The organism is Lactovum odontotermitis (genome assembly GCF_054658595.1).
The window spans coordinates 39548-57542 of record NZ_BAAGGQ010000015.1; the positions used below are offsets into that span (position 1 = coordinate 39548).

The window sequence follows — 17995 nt, forward strand, 5'->3', positions numbered from 1 at the left end:
ATTACCACAATCTCACCATTAATCATATTGCCTATCCTTTTTTACTACCAACTCAGAAAAATCAATCTTTTCATCGAAGAATTCGACAAACGCTTCAGGTGTCAAGTGGGAGATGATGAAGTGTTTTGTCTTGATTTGAGTTAGTAATTTCCAGAAGAACAGCAGTTCAATTGCGACCAAGGCAACCACAAGAACGATTGAACGGCTCAATTCTGAAGCGTTACCTGCCAGAGCCTGCTGGAAAAGATTCCCCTTGACAAATTGTAATATCGTGGCGGATAGCGTTGAAATGAATAGGATGAGAACGAGTAGAGCCCCTAAGTCTTTTCTTACTCTTTTAATCATGTTTGCCTCCTATGAATGTATTGGGAAATTATGCGCAGTCATTGTTTGCCTTTTATCTTCCCAAGGAAAATCAGAATCATTCTTATTAGATAAAAGCAAAATTTGTATTGATAAATAAAATAATGCTTAACTGATTCGAGTAGCACTAAAAAGTAATATCGGATAGGTTAACGCTGTAATCGCTGCCAATACGATAGCACTTGAGTAAACTTATATTTCTCCATGACCTCTTCACTCCTTTTGGTTTGCATTTGTCATTCTTATTTGATTGACTTATCAAAAAATGTATTTTTTAGAATACTTTATTTTTTTGTAAAACTATTGTATAATAACAAAAAGAAAAAGTCAATTCCGAAAATAAACAAATTTTTAATCAATATAAAAGTCGGAATTTTATTCTTAGAGCCCGCCTGTTGTCTCTGCTTCAGGGATTGCAGCCAATATTTTCAAAAACTCTACCCAAATAATATAAAAGTGAGGAAAGACCTTATGGAGAAAGAAGCAAAATATTCACCCGAAGAATTAGCAATAGGGAAAGTTTACCAAAAATTAAGGACGGCAAAATCTTTTTCACAAGAGGAAGCCGCTGGAAACGAAATCTCCGTCCCGCAGCTTTCAAATTTTGAACATGGAAGAACTATTGTGGGGACTCATCACTTTATTGTTTTGCTTAATAATATTAATGTTAGTATGATGGAGTTTCAAAATATTTATAACAAACACTTGCAATCTGAAGATATTCTCTTATTCAGTACAGAAGTTGCAGATGCAGTGTTGGAGCAGGATATTACTCGGCTTAAATTATTATCCAGGCAAATTGACGAACAATTATTTGCCAAACCAAATAATAAAAAGCTAAAGCTTGATAAAATACGGATAAATTCTGTTTTATATTTTATTGACCCATCTTATTCAATTACACCAAACGAGAATATCTTTTTAGTGAATTATCTCCTTTGAAATGGGAATTGTTTTCATGGCGCATAATTTCAGAAAATTAGTCAAAGAATTGACCGGGAACAAGAATCCGGCAACTTAGCGAGTAAAGCCGTCTAGGAATTCACGTGTCTCTCTGGAAATTCAGAAATACAAAAAGAAGAAATTCAAGCTTTCTGGATTTCTTCTTTTTTCTTACTGATTTGGAATGACTTTTGGGTCAGCCTTTTCTCCATTCCGCTTTTACAGAGAGGATAACTTATTTTTCCTCTTTTATAAGTAATAAGTTTTTTATTCTAAAAGCTCAGAAATCGAATGCGTCATCAGCTTTATAAAAGTTTTTTCAAACACCTCAGGCGGCTGAGGCACATCTTCAGTGAGCCAGCTAGCGAGAAAGACACGTATCTGCTTGAAGATAACCTTAAGCAGAAACTCTTTAGACACGCCGCTAGGATTCAGCTGCGGTTCAATGTAAGGTCCGAACCATTTTCGATAACATCCGTCAATGAAATGCGGCCAGGAGGGGTCGACATAACTCTTGCTTAATATATTAAATGTCTCTCGATTCCTGTAAGCGGTCGGCAGAAGAGACTTAGTGATAATAGTAAGCGCGGGAGTATCTTCAGGACTATACTGGGAAAGGACTTGTTCAACCTCCTGTGCAATGGTTTTATGTATGTCTTCTATAATTTCTTCGACAGTTGAGTAATGTTTCCGATAAATCGCTTGTCGGCTAATATGAGCTTCAGCTGCGACTTCTGCAAGCGTTACGTGATATTGGTACGGGTGTTTTGAGGCCAGTTTCAGAAAAGCATTGTTGATTCTCTGATGTGTGCCGTTTACCATAAAATTCACTCCTTTGAATAGCATTCGCATAAATGCCAGGCTTTGAAAAGCATAAGCGTTCAACTTTTGCTTAAATTTATCTCTTAAATAATTTTAATAAAAGTTCCCGCTTTTATCAATCAATTTTCTCGAAAGAAAAAGTTACACTTTGTAAACTTTTTTCTCATAAATAAACAGCGCAAGTGGTCATATAGCTGAAAAATGACTAAAAAAATACGAAAAAAAGTTTACAGACTGTAACTTTTTTAGCCTCCTGAAAGTATTGAAAAAAGAGCCAAATAAGATTATCATGAGAAACGTAAAGTCGAGCGGTTGCCGTGACCGCGATTCAAGGAGATGAATGAAAGAATGATTAAAGTCTACGTAAGCAGCTCTTGCGGTTCGTGCAGAAAAGCCATGGAATGGCTCCAGAAGCATCGCATTGAGTTTGAGGCCGTTAATTTATCAAAGACCTCAGTGCTTAGAGAAGACCTGATTAAAATTCTGCGTGTGAGCGAAAACGGCTTAAGTGACATCATCTCAACACGAAGTCACTCCTATCACACAATAAAATCCAAACTTGAAGACTTGCATTTGGATGAGGCGCTGGACTTGATTGAAAAAGACAATTCCCTGCTCAAACGTCCGATTTTATTTGATGAGCGCCACTTCCAAGTCGGATTTAACAGCGAGGAGATTCGGCAGTTCATTCCGGCACAAGTGAGAAAAATGGAAATAAAAATGGAGAAAATTTGAAAATGAAAAAGGTAAAAGGATTAATTATAATGCTGATTATTGCAGGGCTTGGGATAAGCATGGCTTTTTCCAAACCTGTCTCGGCGGCACAAGGAATTATTGATTTTCATATTAATATATCGGGAGGGAAATTTGACAAAAATTCACTCCTGACTCCGAGTGACAATAAAGATTTGGCACAAGCGGACGAGTTCGAGGATACAGATCAATCAGTTGTTTACCGTTGTCTAAAAGACAGAACCAAAAGTCACATCGGCAGACCGCCTAAAATGATTGGGAAAGCCGGCTATTTGCTTTATAACCAAGAATGGAACACTAACGGAGAACAAGGCGGAACCTTGTGGCAATCATTTGAGAATAAGACCTTTAACGAAATTTTCGGCAGCAATTCTCGCAATGAAGCCCATCTTTATCTTCTCTGGAGAGTCAACGGCAACGACCGTTTAACATTGACCTACGATAGCAATTCCAACGGAGAAGTTACGAATCCGGCAGACAGAAGCAGTAAAGTTGCAGCCGAAACCTTCTCCAATTCAGATTTACCCGTTTTAAAGCGCCACGGCTACAACTTTGACGCCTGGTACGCCAGCAACGGAAATAAAGTTGGAACCAGCAGGAGAGGCGACAGCTCAATTAAAATTACACCTGTTGAAGCAGACCCGACAATTTATAACGGCACAGACGAGAATGCCCACCTCATTGCAAAAAAGCTTCCTCTCACAGCAAAATGGCAAAAGAAAAGCGGGAATATCAAAGTCGAATTCTGGGATTCAGACGGCCGAACACTTTACAGTACTTTAAACAACATTGACATCTGGAGTCAAATGACAACCACAACAGTCCATCCTGAAAAAGCCGGCTATCGTCTTTCAGGGTGGACAACACCAGACGGTGACAGCATCGGCTTAAATGACAGCCGCACACCTGCCAGCATGGATATCAACCTTAGCCCCGGCGGAACCCTAAAGCTCTATGCTCAATGGACGATGCAGGCCAAATTGACAATTAACTACAAAGACCGTGACCTCAATGATTTAGGAATTCCAAGCCGTATAGAGATGATGGACAAAGGCTCAGTCTGGACATGGGATAACAAATACGCCCCTGCAGTGTCTGAAAAGGTTCAGGTCGCCTATCGTTTAAACAGCGGAAATATCTTTATTGAAGGAAAACCAAGTACCCTTTCAATGACGCAGGACACAAGCTTAGACATAATATACGGGCAGGACAAGGTCAGCTCGCACGGAATGTCAGGCTCAGACGGTAAAGAAGATTTTGACATCGAGCGCAGCTGGGAGCAAGAAGACGGCACGCCAGTGAACAATCAATTAACGTCCAGAATAGCCCCATGGAATACGGGTGAAAACTTTGATGAAAGTTATTCTTACGGCTGCAGTTCATCACTGTTTAAGGGCTTTTCCTACCTAGGCTATTACATCAATCACGATAAAAACTCTTTCCATCCGGGAGAAAATCCGAATCTTCGAATAAATGGAAGAGGTCAGATTACTTATGTCTTCCATGAAATAACTTACGATTTGAAGATTCATTACGTTGATTTCAAAGGCAAATCGCTCACGCCGGAAGGTAAAATTTTGCCGAAAGAAATCATTGACAGTCAAGCATACACCATTGACCAGTCTAAGTTGGACAATTTCAACGGCAAATCCCCGACAGGCTGGTATTTAGGAGCGCCGAAAAACACAGCTCCCAGCCTGTCTGAACTCAATGACATGAATACAGCCGAGACCTTTACAGACAAAGGAAAAAATGAAATTGAAATCACGATTGTTTATGATGATATCCTCAACGTCACACTGCCGCTTTCGATGAAATTTGTCGTCAGCAACAACGCAACAAAAGCAATTTCAAGTAAAAATTACGCCATAACAAATAATTCCACCAGCAGTAAACTGCTTTTGAAACTGGACACCAAAGACGATGTCAAAATTGACAAAAATCCTGCCGGCATTCATTTAATCTCCGCGCCGAAAAAAGGCAACAGTAAGACAGAAGAACTCTATCTGACCCTCAAATCGGATTTGCCAGGTTTTGGAGAACATTCTCTGGCTGCAGACAAAACAGTCACCGGAGAATTAACCGCCGGACAGAGCATGGATTTGACCTTTGCCGGAAAATATTACGGTGACTTACCAGATGAAAAGAGCCCGGTAAAAGAATTTGACGGCCGCCTTGTTTGGCATTTTACTTCAAAAGTGAAATAAATTGTATGAAATTGTACAAGTGGAGGACTTATGCACAAAAAGGAAGCAACTAACGACAAAAAGAAAAGGCAAAAACGATTATTTGTACTTATAAGCGCACTCGTCTTTCTGCTTGCCTGTCTCGGCCTTTGGTTCGCCTTTCATCATTCAGAAACGAGAATTGTAGCAGGGTTGCCTGATATCAAAAAAACTCAGAAAATGACAGAAGGTCAACTGAAAAAATACGCCGACAAGGTGGTTGACCAAAACAACGTCACCATTCAAGTTTACCCCAAAATTTCAATCAGCTCAGACGGCGTCACCGGCAAAATGTGGGTTCAAAATCCACCTGTCAATTCAACAGGTCAAGAGGCCAGCCTAATGACAGAAGATGGAGAACTCCTCTATGATTCCGGCCTGATTCAGCCAGGTTACCAAGTCAGCACTATAAAACTCACACGAAAATTAACTAAAGGAAGCTATCCCGGAGTAATCGCAGTTAATTTTTACGACTTGAAAAGCAAAAAGCAAGTCGGCCAAACCAAGGTGGATGTTTCAATCACCGTGGACTAACTCTTGTTATTTTTTCACCTATTTTAAGTAGGTGAATGAATATAAAATAATTTCTCAAACATAAAGGAGAGCAACATGAAAAAAGGATTAGCAATCAGTCTAATCGGTTTAGTAGCAGCAGGAACACTGGCTTCAGCCGGCTCAGCTCTTGCAGACACTACTGTCACAGGTGTTTCATCAGGGGAAACAGAATTTGTCGGAGAACTCGGCCAGTTTGACCCTTCAACGCACAATCCAGGTGATGACTTGCCGCCTGCAGGTGACTTGTCATGGGTTAAAGTAAAATTGCCCACACGCATTGCTTATTGGTCAGACGCAGCAAGCAATCATAAAACGATTACATCAGCCGTACATACCATTTCTAACCTGTCTAACTATCCCGTCCAGGTAAGCTTAAAAGAGTTTAAGGGAGAAAGCAGCAGCACACCGGACATTGCAGGGCTTAAAACTTTGAACATCAACAGCTTTAAACTGGTAGACAATGCCGCACTGCAAACCATCGACCCAGCTACGGCCTTGACCACGAAACTCGCACCTGGAGGAACAATTCCGGCCAAAGACGGCAACGGACAAGTGATGGCAGGTTCTAAAGACTGGAACTTATCCATTACAGGTACAGTTGCCGATTCACTGACAGGCTCTAAGACCTTGAACAACAAACTGGTCTTTACCTTTAAGGCATTGGATGCACAAGGAAATGAAGTACCAGCACCATAACAGCATTGTCGTTCAAAAAAGCGGAGGGAAAAGGCGTTGTCCTTTTCTCTTGCTTTTCAGTAAAGGTATTTAGAAAATGAAAACAAAAAACAGAACCAAATCAGTATTTCTGCTATTCTTCATTACTTTTCTATCTTTATTCATAATTATTGCGCCGCAGGTAAAAGCCGAAGGGGCAGTAAATGAGAATCAGGTTGAACTTGCAGGACTTCTCGGCCCACATTATAAACTAACAGCTTCTGATTTCACAATCCCGCTTGCTCAAGTAAAACATATGGACCTTATGGCATTGTCAAAGGCGAGCGATTATGATGTTTTGAATCAGCAGACAAGTACAGACGGGATAAAAGTTATAGAGAATGACGTTGTAGAAAGCCCAGGAGCCTACAAAGTCGAATTCGGACTTGTTCAAGATGAGCAGGTAAAAAAAGAGATTATGGTGACAGTCTATAAAGACGAAGAGCCATCTCCCGGCAGCCCTACTAAGCCGATCCCCAAACCTATTTCTCACCAGACAGGAAATCAGCTGATAACAACTGAAAACAAGCATTCAGGAAAAGACATGCCGCTAACCGGAGAAAACAGCGGACCTTATGCTGCTTTTGGAATAGTGATTTTAGTGATTGCAATAGTTGTTTACAGCTGGGAAAAGAAGGGCAGGAAGAAAAACAAAGAATGAAGTGATAAGCAGCGCCAGAAACAGTCAAAAAGTTGACACGACTTAAATTGTGTCAGCTTTTTTTGTGTGTGAGCGGACTATTTTGGACAATTATTGATAACTGTCCGGAAACATTTAGCGATTTTTTGCGTATTAAATATTAAGGGGGGAAAAATGAAAGATTTAGCAACCAAATACTTACAAACAGCCGTAGATTTTGCAGCGAGCGACTTGTACATTCTGCCGCAGTCCGGACGTTACCAAGTATTTCTGCGAAATTCCATCAAGCGCAAGAAAATCGCCGAGCTGGAGGCAGATAAAGCCAATGCTCTGATTTCACACTTCAAATTTGTAGCCGGAATGAATGTGGGTGAAAAACGTCGAACACAGATGGGTGCAGTATTGTACAACTTTGCAGGCTTGAGGCGCCGCCTGCGCTTATCAACCGTTGGTGATTTTCAGGGGCAGGAAAGCTTGGTCATCAGGCTGCTGCATGATTTTTCTGAAAAATTGGATTTTTGGTTTCAGGATGATTTAGAAGCGGAGAAGTTAATAAGCTCGCGCGGTTTATACTTATTTTCCGGACCAGTGGGCTCAGGTAAAACCTCATTGATGTATCAGATTGCCCGGAACAAGTTTGCAGGTCAACAAGTCATCACCATTGAAGACCCGGTAGAGATTATTGAAACGCACTTCCTGCAGCTGGCGCGCAATGATATTATCGGGAACTCCTATGATGATTTGATTAAACTGTCGCTGCGCCATATGCCGGACCTAGTGATTGTAGGTGAGATTCGTGATGAAAAAACTGCTCGGGCAGTCATTCGCGCGAGCTTGACAGGCTACACAGTTTTCTCAACCGTCCACGCCAAATCGATTCCAGGCGTTTGGGCACGTATGACAGAACTTGGCGTCACACAAGCAGAAATGGACAATGCATTAAACGGTGTGATTTATCAGCGTCTGCTGGCCGGAAAGGGGGTAATTGACTTTGCCGAAACAAACTATGCCGCACATTCGGCCAAACATTGGAACACAAAAATCGAAAAACTTGCAGAAAATGCCGTTCTCACGGCTGAAGAAGCTGAACGCGAAAAAATTAAGCCGAGTGAAGCAAATAAAACTCATTCAATTAATGAACAACTTGTTCACCAGCGGTTTCCACCTTGCAGAAATTGTTGACTTTTTAGAGCGCTCAAATCTGACGGATAAAAAATTCGTTGAAAAAATGCGCTTAGGATTGGAAAACGGGCAGAAACTGTCAGAAATCTTATCAGCACTTGGTTTCTCGCAGGCCGTGGTTACACAAATAGCATTGGCAGAAACGCACGGAAATATTACAGAAACGATGCAGCTAGTTGAAAAGAATTTACGAAAAATAGAGGCCGTCAGAAAAAAACTGATTTCTGTAGCAACCTATCCAGTGATTCTACTGTTCTTTCTGGTAATGATTATGCTCGGAATGAAAAATTACCTGATTCCTCAAGTAGCAGAGAATGACACAGGAAAAACAAACATTGCAGTAGAAATTGTCTCAAACCTGCCGGGAATACTTCTTGCCGCGGCAGTGGCGATTGTGATTATGAGCTTTTTAATCGGGTTGAAAATACATTATGACTCAGCTCTGAAAAACTATCGCCTGGGAGCAGGACTACCAATTTTGAAAAGTTTTACAAAACTCTATTCAACAGCTTATTTTGCACGCGAATGGGGTGTGTTAATTTCGCAGGGCCTAGAATTACGTCAGATTTTAGATTTATCTGCCAAAGCCAGCTCAAAAATTTTTGCAGAAGTAGGGCAGGAACTCTGTAAAAAATTAGAGCAGGGCCAAGAGTTTCATACCGCCGTTAAGAATCTGAAAATTTTCACTGGAGAATTATCACTGATAATCGAATACGGTGAAATGAAAGGAAAACTGGGACGTGAGCTGATGATTTATTCGGACGAAAGTTGGGATAAGTTCTTCCAGAAAATTGAGCGGGCAATGCAGCTGATTCAGCCCCTGGTCTTCCTATTTGTCGCCCTGGCAATCGTTCTGATATATGCAGCCATGCTATTGCCGATTTACCAAAACATTGATTTAAATGTCTAAATTTAAAACCGAGCGCTTGCGCGAACGTTATTAAGGAGAAGAAAATGAAAACACTGAAAAAAAAGAACGTCAAAGCGTTCACATTAATAGAAATGCTCGTTGTCCTACTTATCATTTCGATACTAATCCTGCTTTTTGTACCAAATTTAAGCAAACAGAAAGACGCTGTAAAAAATACCGGCCGTTCAGCCGTCGTAAAAGTCGTAGTGAGTCAGGCTGAGCTCTATGGACTTGACCACACAAACGCGCCGACACTCGGAGAACTCGTTTCAGACGGGAAGATTACGCAGAAACAGGCGGATGCCTACAATGAATATTATGCCGAACACAGTGACGAGAAGCGTGAAATCTCCAATTAGAGCCTTTACTCTGCTTGAGACCTTGCTGGTTTTGATGATTACCAGCTTTGTGGCCATCATGTTCTCAGTGACAATCGGCAGCACGATTCATGTGGTGCGCGGCGAGCTGTTTATCGCCCGCTTTGAAAATAGTTACAAACATGCGCAGTTTCAGGCAGCCGCAACGAACCAGGCTCTGACTTTTTCGTCAGCCGGAGGATTTTTAACCGCAGGCAACGAAAAAGTTGAGATTCCACAAGAAGCAGAAATCAGCGATTTTTCAGTCAAATTTGACTCGTACGGCAATAATTCAAGCCTGAAAAAAATCACACTGAGTCTGCCTTATGAGCACAAAAATGTAATTTATCAATTAGAGATGGGAAGTGGCAAATATAAAAAGACAATTCAGTAACCCTCGCTATAAAGGCTACATTTTGCTGGAAAGCTTGCTGTCATTGAGTTTATTGGCAGCCATCTGTATTTTTGTACTGTCGGAAGTGAACCAATCGCAAGGCTACAGCCAAAAGATGAACAGGTCAATAGAAAATCTCAATGTCGCAAAAATGGCATTGGACGTGAATTTGCCGAGTTTAACCGCCAATGGGAGTTCCATCAATATAGAACAGAACGACCAGCGTTTGCAGATTTTTGACAGCACAGGAAAGGAAGAGCTGCGTCTTGAAATTTTGGAAATCCAGAAATAAAGCATTTACACTGCTTGAGTGTCTAGTCGCCCTGCTTGTTATCAGCGGCTCTGTACTTGTGATAGAAGGATTGTCAAGGCTGGCGGCTCAAGAAATCAGGCGCAGTCAGGATTCAGCGGAGAAAGACTGGCAAATTTTCTGCCATCAATTACGCAGCGAGCTGGAACGGGCGAAATTTGACAAGGTCGAAAACAATTTTCTTTACGTCACAGGCGCAACGGGCTTACGTTTCGGCAGCCCGCGCGGTGCTTCGGATTTTAGAAAAACAAATTCTGACGGCCGCGGCTATCAGCCCATGCTTCACGACGTTAAATCAGTCCGGATTTCACAGAACCAGAGACTTGTGACAATCAACCTACAAATGACATCTGGAGGTGAAAAACAATTTCTTTACAAATTTTCAGAAGACACAAATCCAGAAAATACTGCAGAGGGGGAATTCTCCTCTACTCCCTAATCATGGCGGCGATTTTCAGCCTAGTCCTGGAATTCTTCCTGAATTCGCAACTTGAAAACGCCCGAGATTTGAAAGTCGAAAAACAGTACATGACGGCACAAATTATGTACAGCGTTGCCAAACAAAAACAGGCAAAATGTATCAAATTCGATAAAGGTAGTGTTGAAACAAGCGACAATAGAGTCTACACTGTCCAATTTCCTGACGGAAAAAAATATATTTTTGGAAATTAGCTTAACTCTTCTTGGAGAATTCTCGCATCAAAAGAAGCACTCTTCGCTGAGACTTCCAGTTTTTCAAAAGTAAACGGCAGTGTCAGAATCATCTTATCAGCATGAAGCATCATTCGCTCGCCTATCTTCGGCAGACTCTGATTATATAAAGGGTCACCGATAATCGGATGACCGGCGTCTGCCAGATGAACCCTAATTTGGTGCGTCCGCCCAGTTTCAAGCTGACAGCCCACCAAAGCAGAATGTGAAAAGTTCTTAATCAGCTCAACATGCGTAACTGCGGGCAGCCCGCTCGAGCTGATGCAGCGTTTGCGGCGGTCATGCCGGTCGCGGCCGATTTTCTTATCGATTGTGAAATGAGATTTTTTCAGCTGACCAGCAACCAGTGCTGAATATTCGCGGTGAATTTGACGTTGTTCCAGCAGCGCACTCAATATCGGCAAAACAAAGCTGTTTTTGGCAAAAAGAACAGCACCAGAAGTCTCACGGTCCAAGCGGTGCACAACATGGACAGTTTTTCCGCAGTAGGCGCTGACATGGTTCTGCAGTTCAATTTCATCAGGACTGTTGCCGTGTGTTTTCATGCCGCAGGGCTTATTTACAACGATTAAATTTGCATCTTCATAAAGAACATTGACAAGAGTAGAATCACCGAAAAGCAGGTCAGATTCAGGTTCAGTAAAATGAATGGTCACTTGAGCGTCTGCCTGAACTTTTTCAGAAAAATTGCGAAGATTATCGTTGACAAATAGCCGTTTCTCCATATGCAGCAAGTATCTTTCCTTGCGTGGAATCAGCCATTTTTTCAGCAATTCATCAATTGTCAGCCCGGAAAAAATCGCTGGAACTCTTATTTCTATCGTTTCCATAGTGTTTTTATTGTATCATAACTTCTTTTTTAGTAAAATAAGCATAATGGATAATGGAAATTTCAGAAGAAGGCAAGTTGAAGAGTCTGAAAATCAGAAATCTGCGCGATTCAGCTTAATTCCAAAACCGGTTAAACGTTTCTGGAAAAAGCACAATTTGACGCGTGTCTTTCTGTTGGCCGTGACAATTTTCCTGATTTTTGTAACAGGTTATCTTTACTATCTTTCTAAAGTGGCCAATGTCGGTATACTTAAACAGTCTCTCTATTCATCAACGCAAGTCATGGATTACAAAGGAGAGGTCGCAGGCAGCCTGTCCACCCAAAAAGGGACGACCATTGATTTTTCTGAGATTCCGCAAAACGTCAAAAATGCCGCAGTTGCGACAGAAGACAGGACTTTTTACAAAAACGGCGGTGTCAATTATCAGCGGACAATCCTGGCGATGCTTACTGCCGGTCATTTCGGCGGCGGTTCAACGATTACTCAGCAATTGGCCAAGAACTCTTATCTGACGCAGGCGCAGACCATTGACCGCAAAGCGCGTGAAATTTTCCTGGCCCTGCAGATTACCAAAAAATACAGCAAAGACGACATTTTGAGCATGTATCTGAACTCAAACGGCTACGGCAATGGAATCGTGGGAATTCAGGACGCCAGCCATAAATACTTTGGTGTGGATGCCAAAGATTTGACGCTGGATGAAGCAGCAACACTGGTTGGATTGCTGAAAGGCCCCGCGATTTATAATCCGCTCTACAGTGTTGAAAAAGCCACAAATCGCCGCAATACAGTGCTGCTGAACATGGTAGATGCCGGCTATATCAAGAAAGAAGAAGCAGATGCGGCCATGGCAGTGGATATGACGCAGGAGCTGAACGATAATTATCAAGGGCAGACGATTGAAATGGCTTATCCAAGCTACTACAACGCAGTTGTTTCTGAGGCAATCAAAGATTATGACCTGACAGCAGCAGAAATTCAGAGCAAAGGTTACAAAATCTATACAGGCCTGAATCAAGACATGCAGACAGGCATGCAGAAAGCCTACTCTCAAAGCTGGCTCTTTCCGCAGGCTGACGACGGAACACTGGCTCAATCAGGCTCCGTTGCACTTGACCCGAAGACAGGGTTAGTCGAGGCTCTGGTTGGAAATTCACCGGTTGAGGGTTACAATCCCTACACGGACTTCAATTATGCCACGCAATCTCAGCGAAGCCCAGGCTCAGTCATTAAGCCGATGATTGTTTATTCACCGGCCATTGAAGCTGGCTGGTCTATTGACAAAACCGTCCATGACGCGCCCACCGATTATGACGGTTGGAAACCTGAAAATGCCGACCGCACTTTCCACGGCGACATGCCGCTCTATCAGGCACTGGCAAACTCTTACAATATTCCGGCCATCAATACTTACAAGGAAATTGGTCCCAGCGTTGGAAATGCGCTTGGCCGCAAATTCGGTCTGAAGCTGACTGCTAAAAACGACATTTTGCCCACCGCTCTGGGAGCCGCTGTGCAGACGAATCCGCTGCAAATCGCACAGGCTTATTCGACCTTTGCAAATGGCGGCGTGATGAATGAGGCGCATTTCATTACAAAAATTGAAGATGCGTCCGGAAAAGTCATCAAAACAGCCGATGTCAAGTCAACACAAGTCATTTCTAGCTCCACCGCCGAGAAGATGACAGAGATGATGCTGGGCACTTATAGTAACGGCACAGGACTCTGGGCGGACCCTGTCAATTATACTCTAGCCGGGAAAACCGGAACCAACGAAGACGTTGACCAGTGGGTGGTCGGTTACACGCCGGACCTTGTCATGACAGAATGGCTAGGCTATTCAGATTCGGCCTATCAACTTGACGGAACCTCAGCCGGAGTTGCCTCTCAGATTTTCCGGCAAGAAGCAAGCTACGTCTTCCCATATACTGCCGGGACGAAATTCAGCGAGAAAAATGCTTACGTCATGCATGACATAGGCTCTGAATACCCAGCCTGGACAAGTCTTCGCCAGCAGCAGAACAATATCGTCTACAATGAGCAGGCAAAAACTGGAACTTCGGGCAACGCAGATTCATCGGACGATTCGGGCACTGCGTCAACAACTCCCTCAAGCTCAGAAACCGCGTCTGACAAGAAAGAGAGCCTCTGGGACAAATTCACAAACTTATTTAAGTAAAGATATGGTATAATATAGCCCGATGAGACATACGAACTCTATAAAACTGTTCTGTATCGCCTTGATTTTGTTGCTTTTATTGACTCCCGCGAGCGGAAAGTCTGATACAGTCTCAGATTTAATGGCTCAGCAGCAGGAGTTGACTGCAAAGATAAATACCACTCGTCAAACGGTTGACACTTTGCAGAAGGAAATTGAAGCGCTTGATGCCAAAATAGCAGCTGATCAGGAATCCGCGAATGAAATTGCCAGAGGGATTCAGGTTTCTGCTCCGACACGGTCAACGATTAGCATTATTTTGTCTTCGCAGTCAATTTCAGATTTTATTGAGCAGATAGTTGCCATTAACCTTATCAATGAATCGGCTAATCAGCAGCTGAAGCAGCTCAGAGAGTCTAAAACTTCGAAGTCTCAGACTTTGGAAGAACAAAAAGCTGCTAGTGTCAAGCTTGATCAGGACGACCAGAAACTCAAAGAAAGTTTAGCTGCTGCGACACCGCAAGCAAGCTTTACACCGCAGAATCCGGAATATGCCAGTTTAGGAAATATTTCTGAAGAAGATGCGCGGGCAAACATCGTGGCGCGTGAATCTGGCGGGAACTATGAGGCAGTGAACGGCATCATGTACGGCGCCTATCAAATGGCCTACATGACACCCGGCACCCCGCCCGCTGAGCAGGACGCGGCTGCACAGGCTTATGTTGAAGGACGTTACGGCTCTTGGGCAAGAGCCTGGGAATTTTGGATTGTCAACCATTGGTACTAGTTATTTGCCAATTCGGTTTTAATTTGTTAAAATAATAAGATGTTAAAAAAGGGAAGTTTAGCCTGTACAGTTTGCGGCTCACGAAATTATTCAATTGAGCTCTCAGCGAACGGGCACGAGCAGCGGCTAGAAATTAAGAAATTCTGCAAGCATTGTGGTAAGCACACCTTGCACAAGGAAACAAGATAAGGAGAAGATGTGAAACACGCCCGTTTTGAAGCGTAAGAATTTGCCTTTTTCTCACTTGCTTTATCAAGTAGAGAAAACGGACATTCGAAGCTATAGAGCAGCGGAGATAGGAAAAATGAGTTCTGCCGTCAGGCAGGTTACAAATTTATCCCACGGTGGTGGGGAAAGCAATCTGTAAGTAGCTGAAGCCGCAACAGCCTGCTTTTCTAATTCTCTAGCTTCAGGCGTGTTGAACTCTGTTAAAAGATATGTTTAAATTTTTAGGTTCCATCGGACACGAAATGAAAATGACCACCTGGCCAAACCGCAAGCAGGGATGGCATGATTTTTGGATGGTTGTTGAATACACCATCTTCTTCATGATTTTTATCATGCTGTTTGATTGGCTTATTTCAAATGGTTTACAGAGAACAATAGACTTTTTGCTTCCATTTATCGGCAAAAAATGATAGAATATAGGAAATTGCCGAAAGGCTTTTTCTTTTAGTTCGAAGTAAAGTATAATGCTAAGCCACTCAGACTGGAAACCGCATTACACGGGAGCTTGTATTATGACAAAGCATGAATTAGAATCAGTTGAATTGACGAACATGTGCGCGATAATTGATGAAAAGAACGGAAAAGTCCTGGTTCAAGAACGTGTCAAATCCTGGCCTGGAATAAGCTTCCCCGGCGGACACGTTGAGAAAGGCGAAGCAATCATTCCTTCCACAATTCGTGAAATCAAAGAAGAAACTGGACTTGACATCAAAAAGCCGACACTCTGTGGAATTAAGGACTGGTTTGAGACAGACTTGAATCGTCGTTACATTGTTTTCCTGTATAAGTGCAGCGAATTTTCCGGCCGATTGCTGGAAGCGACTGAAGAGGGACGAGTGTTCTGGACAGATATTGATGAACTGCCTAATTTGAACCTCGCCTCGGGTTTTCTCGAAATGTCAGAAATCATGCTCGAGCACAAATATGATGAGTTTGCTTATGAGATAGAAGGCGACACCTGGAAAAAAGTATTTTACTGACAACTGAAAGATAATAAAAACATGGCCGAGCGCTATCTATATTAAAGGAGAAACAAAAAATGGATGAAAATTCAATCAACTTAGACCAAGGCTGGTTCGTTGTACAAACCTACTCTGGCTACGAAAAGAAAGTCAAAGAAGACCTGCTTGAGCGGGCTGACACCTACAACATGGCCGACAAAATCCTGCGCGTAGAGATTCCCATGGAAACTGTCCGCAAAGAAGTCAACGGCAAAATGAAAGACGTTGAAGAAAACCTTTTCCCGGGCTATGTGCTGGTCGAGATGAACATGACCGATGAAGCCTGGTTTGTTGTGCGTAACACGCCAAACGTCACAGGATTCGTCGGCTCCCACGGTAACCGCTCGAAACCAACACCGCTTTTTGAAGAAGAAATTCAGGAAATCCTGCGCGGCATGGGCTCTGAAGAGGCTGCGCCACAAGAAATCGACTTTGACCTCTTTGTCGGCAAGAAAATCCGCATCATGGACGGCGCTTTTGCAGGCTTAGAAACTCCAATCACGGAAATAAACGGGGACCACATCAAAGTCGAAGTTGACATGTTCGGCCGTAGAACCCCGCTGGAGCTGGATGTTCATCAGATTGAGGACGTTAAGGAATAAACACGCAGCCAAATAATTAAAACGGGCAAAAAAGCTTGCAGATAAATGACATCCAGCGCGGACACCATTTATCTGCAAGTTTTTTAGCTACATAAGATTATTTTTCCTTAAGCAAATCACGTATTTCCTTCAAAGTTTCGAGCCCCTCGTCAGTCTCTTCTTCGGCAGGCTTAGCAGGAAAAGCTCTTCGGATAAATCGTATAATCAGAAAAACAATGAACGCCGTAATCAGGAAATTGAGCAAATCATTTAAAAATCTACCATAATAAAAAGTTGCCGTAGAAACTTTGAATTGCAAGCTCTTCAGGGCAGTACTGCTTACAAAAACGCCGATTAAAGGGTTAATCAAATTGTCCACAATGGACCTGATAACCGTCGTGACGGCTCCGCCGATAATGACTCCAACAGCCAAGTCAAGCATGCTTCGCTGAGCCAGAAAGTTTTTAAAATCTTTAAACATCCGCAATTATTTTTCTCCTTTTGCTAGTGTGTTTGTGAGCACGCATTTTTTCCATCTCTTCCTCTTCCATCTCACGAATCTCAGCTTCAACTAGTTTTGCCAAATTAAAACATCCGCAGTAATTGAAAACTTCGAGATTTTTCCTGTGCATCTCCAAGCCAGCTTTATCCCCAGACTTCCAGGCCAATCGAGCACGATGACAATTCAAAGTTAGACGCTCATTCAAAAAATATTCATTGATTCCGCGCTCGTTAAGATAATTAATATAGCGTTGCGCTTGATTCAAATTATTCTGCTCAATAAAAGTGTTAATAACATTTAAAACAGTTTGAATCAGAAAAATTTCGCTCTGATAGGTTTTCTGCCCCAGCCGCACAGGAGCCAGCATAGCAGAAGTCAAAACAGCCAAAGTGTAAGAATCCCATGCGCCGGTAGTCCACTGCAGCAATCCAGTCTCGTAATCACCCCAGATATCAATATTTTTAAGATAATGTTTAAGAAAATCCAAATCACGTTTAGGAATTTTTTTGCTGGAATCAGCCATAAAAATTGCAGCTTCAATGACAATTTTATTCAACCGCAGCTTAAGACTCTTCGGCTCTTTATTCAGCCTAATTTGAACTTCACTCAGATAATACTCAAGCTCTGCAGTATTCTGAGACAAAAAAGCCATATTAATCCCGAAAGTGCTGATAGAAATGTCTTTTGAAGCAGTATAACTACTGGATATAGCCTCGAATTCGTGAGCGGAGACATTAATATTCTGTAAAATCTGAAAAAATAAATCAGTTGAGAGTTTTGACTGTCCACTCTCAAAACGGGCCAATTGGGATTGAGATAAAACTCCATTGGCCGTCTCACCCAATGTGAATTTTTTAGCTTTTCTGAAATCTCGGAAAATTTCACCGAATTTTTGACTTGTTTTACTTAAAACTTTTGACATACACCTCCAAAATGAAATGAGTTAATGGATAAATTATTCCATAATTATACAATAAAAATTTCATTAAAAAAACAATTCAGCTTGCAGATAGGGCTTGAATCATAAC

At 42.2% G+C, this 17995-nt stretch carries 24 protein-coding genes; 19 read left to right on the top strand and 5 right to left on the bottom strand.

Annotated elements, in window-relative coordinates; all coding sequences use genetic code 11:
* Positions 1–18 precede the first annotated feature (18 nt).
* Positions 19–345, bottom strand: coding sequence for a hypothetical protein (locus ACYQ2E_RS08625; protein WP_460017658.1), 327 nt, complete (start codon positions 343–345; stop codon positions 19–21).
* A gap of 489 nt (positions 346–834) precedes the next feature.
* Here ACYQ2E_RS08625 and ACYQ2E_RS08630 point away from each other — a divergent pair, with 489 nt between their 5' ends.
* Positions 835–1305 (top strand): hypothetical protein, encoded by a 471-nt coding sequence (locus tag ACYQ2E_RS08630; RefSeq protein WP_460017659.1) that lies wholly within the window; start codon positions 835–837, stop codon positions 1303–1305.
* A 267-nt stretch (positions 1306–1572) separates the two neighbouring features.
* Here ACYQ2E_RS08630 and ACYQ2E_RS08635 read toward each other — a convergent pair whose 3' ends face one another.
* Positions 1573–2127: a TetR/AcrR family transcriptional regulator gene (locus ACYQ2E_RS08635; protein WP_460017660.1), complete on the bottom strand. Its 555-nt coding sequence runs from the start codon at positions 2125–2127 to the stop codon at positions 1573–1575.
* 348 nt (positions 2128–2475) lie between these two features.
* On the opposite strand from ACYQ2E_RS08635, the gene ACYQ2E_RS08640 reads away from it, so the two are divergent.
* The 12 genes from ACYQ2E_RS08640 (at position 2476) to ACYQ2E_RS08695 (ending at position 10838) form a co-directional block, all read left to right on the top strand.
* Positions 2476–2862 (top strand): Spx/MgsR family RNA polymerase-binding regulatory protein, encoded by a 387-nt coding sequence (locus ACYQ2E_RS08640; protein WP_460017661.1) that lies wholly within the window; start codon positions 2476–2478, stop codon positions 2860–2862.
* 2 nt (positions 2863–2864) lie between these two features.
* Positions 2865–5087: a hypothetical protein gene (locus ACYQ2E_RS08645; protein WP_460017662.1), complete on the top strand. Its 2223-nt coding sequence runs from the start codon at positions 2865–2867 to the stop codon at positions 5085–5087.
* Positions 5088–5117: 30 nt separating this feature from the next.
* A complete protein-coding gene (locus ACYQ2E_RS08650; RefSeq protein WP_460017663.1) occupies positions 5118–5639 on the top strand; it encodes a hypothetical protein in 522 nt (173 codons plus the stop codon).
* 75 nt (positions 5640–5714) lie between these two features.
* A complete protein-coding gene (locus ACYQ2E_RS08655; protein ID WP_460017664.1) occupies positions 5715–6356 on the top strand; it encodes a hypothetical protein in 642 nt (213 codons plus the stop codon).
* 76 nt (positions 6357–6432) lie between these two features.
* The gene (locus ACYQ2E_RS08660; protein ID WP_460017665.1) at positions 6433–7035 is read left to right on the top strand and encodes a hypothetical protein; all 603 of its coding nucleotides are present in this window, start codon (positions 6433–6435) and stop codon (positions 7033–7035) included.
* 153 nt (positions 7036–7188) lie between these two features.
* Positions 7189–8196, top strand: a complete 1008-nt coding sequence (gene comGA, locus ACYQ2E_RS08665; protein WP_460017666.1) for a competence type IV pilus ATPase ComGA — start codon at positions 7189–7191, stop codon at positions 8194–8196.
* Positions 8150–9106 carry a competence type IV pilus assembly protein ComGB gene (gene comGB / locus ACYQ2E_RS08670; RefSeq protein ID WP_460017667.1) on the top strand — a complete coding sequence of 319 codons (957 nt, stop codon included), beginning with the start codon at positions 8150–8152 and terminating at the stop codon, positions 9104–9106. Before comGA ends, comGB begins: the two co-directional genes overlap by 47 nt.
* 44 nt (positions 9107–9150) lie before the next feature.
* Entirely contained in the window at positions 9151–9465 is a 315-nt protein-coding gene (comGC, locus tag ACYQ2E_RS08675) for a competence type IV pilus major pilin ComGC (RefSeq protein WP_460017668.1), read from the top strand.
* Positions 9449–9856 (top strand): competence type IV pilus minor pilin ComGD, encoded by a 408-nt coding sequence (comGD, locus tag ACYQ2E_RS08680; RefSeq protein ID WP_460017669.1) that lies wholly within the window; start codon positions 9449–9451, stop codon positions 9854–9856. The genes comGC and comGD overlap by 17 nt, the downstream gene beginning before the upstream one ends.
* On the top strand, positions 9828–10148 hold the full coding sequence (comGE, locus tag ACYQ2E_RS08685; RefSeq protein ID WP_460017670.1) for a competence type IV pilus minor pilin ComGE: 321 nt from the start codon (positions 9828–9830) through the stop codon (positions 10146–10148). Before comGD ends, comGE begins: the two co-directional genes overlap by 29 nt.
* Positions 10123–10605, top strand: coding sequence for a competence type IV pilus minor pilin ComGF (comGF, locus tag ACYQ2E_RS08690; RefSeq protein ID WP_460017671.1), 483 nt, complete (start codon positions 10123–10125; stop codon positions 10603–10605). Before comGE ends, comGF begins: the two co-directional genes overlap by 26 nt.
* Positions 10606–10607: 2 nt before the next feature.
* Entirely contained in the window at positions 10608–10838 is a 231-nt protein-coding gene (locus ACYQ2E_RS08695) for a hypothetical protein (RefSeq protein ID WP_460017672.1), read from the top strand.
* Here the strand turns inward: ACYQ2E_RS08695 and ACYQ2E_RS08700 are convergent.
* The gene (locus tag ACYQ2E_RS08700) at positions 10835–11707 is read right to left on the bottom strand and encodes an RluA family pseudouridine synthase (RefSeq protein ID WP_460017673.1); all 873 of its coding nucleotides are present in this window, start codon (positions 11705–11707) and stop codon (positions 10835–10837) included. The genes ACYQ2E_RS08695 and ACYQ2E_RS08700 overlap by 4 nt on opposite strands.
* 46 nt (positions 11708–11753) lie before the next feature.
* On the opposite strand from ACYQ2E_RS08700, the gene ACYQ2E_RS08705 reads away from it, so the two are divergent.
* From ACYQ2E_RS08705 to nusG, 6 genes are all read left to right on the top strand, one after another.
* A complete protein-coding gene (locus ACYQ2E_RS08705) occupies positions 11754–13889 on the top strand; it encodes a transglycosylase domain-containing protein (protein WP_460017674.1) in 2136 nt (711 codons plus the stop codon).
* A 22-nt stretch (positions 13890–13911) separates the two neighbouring features.
* On the top strand, positions 13912–14655 hold the full coding sequence (locus tag ACYQ2E_RS08710; protein ID WP_460017675.1) for a coiled-coil domain-containing protein: 744 nt from the start codon (positions 13912–13914) through the stop codon (positions 14653–14655).
* Between the two features lie 39 nt (positions 14656–14694).
* A complete protein-coding gene (rpmG, locus tag ACYQ2E_RS08715) occupies positions 14695–14844 on the top strand; it encodes a 50S ribosomal protein L33 (protein ID WP_460017676.1) in 150 nt (49 codons plus the stop codon).
* Positions 14845–15092: 248 nt separating this feature from the next.
* Positions 15093–15293, top strand: a complete 201-nt coding sequence (secE, locus tag ACYQ2E_RS08720; RefSeq protein WP_460017677.1) for a preprotein translocase subunit SecE — start codon at positions 15093–15095, stop codon at positions 15291–15293.
* 102 nt (positions 15294–15395) lie between these two features.
* Positions 15396–15863: an NUDIX domain-containing protein gene (locus ACYQ2E_RS08725; protein ID WP_460017678.1), complete on the top strand. Its 468-nt coding sequence runs from the start codon at positions 15396–15398 to the stop codon at positions 15861–15863.
* Positions 15864–15922: 59 nt separating this feature from the next.
* Positions 15923–16486 (top strand): transcription termination/antitermination protein NusG, encoded by a 564-nt coding sequence (gene nusG, locus ACYQ2E_RS08730; protein WP_460017679.1) that lies wholly within the window; start codon positions 15923–15925, stop codon positions 16484–16486.
* A gap of 97 nt (positions 16487–16583) precedes the next feature.
* Here nusG and mscL read toward each other — a convergent pair whose 3' ends face one another.
* Together mscL and ACYQ2E_RS08740 are read right to left on the bottom strand one after the other, a co-directional pair.
* Entirely contained in the window at positions 16584–16946 is a 363-nt protein-coding gene (mscL, locus tag ACYQ2E_RS08735) for a large conductance mechanosensitive channel protein MscL (RefSeq protein ID WP_460017680.1), read from the bottom strand.
* A complete protein-coding gene (locus ACYQ2E_RS08740) occupies positions 16939–17889 on the bottom strand; it encodes a helix-turn-helix domain-containing protein (protein WP_460017681.1) in 951 nt (316 codons plus the stop codon). The genes mscL and ACYQ2E_RS08740 overlap by 8 nt, the downstream gene beginning before the upstream one ends.
* Between the last annotated feature and the right edge of the window lie 106 nt (positions 17890–17995).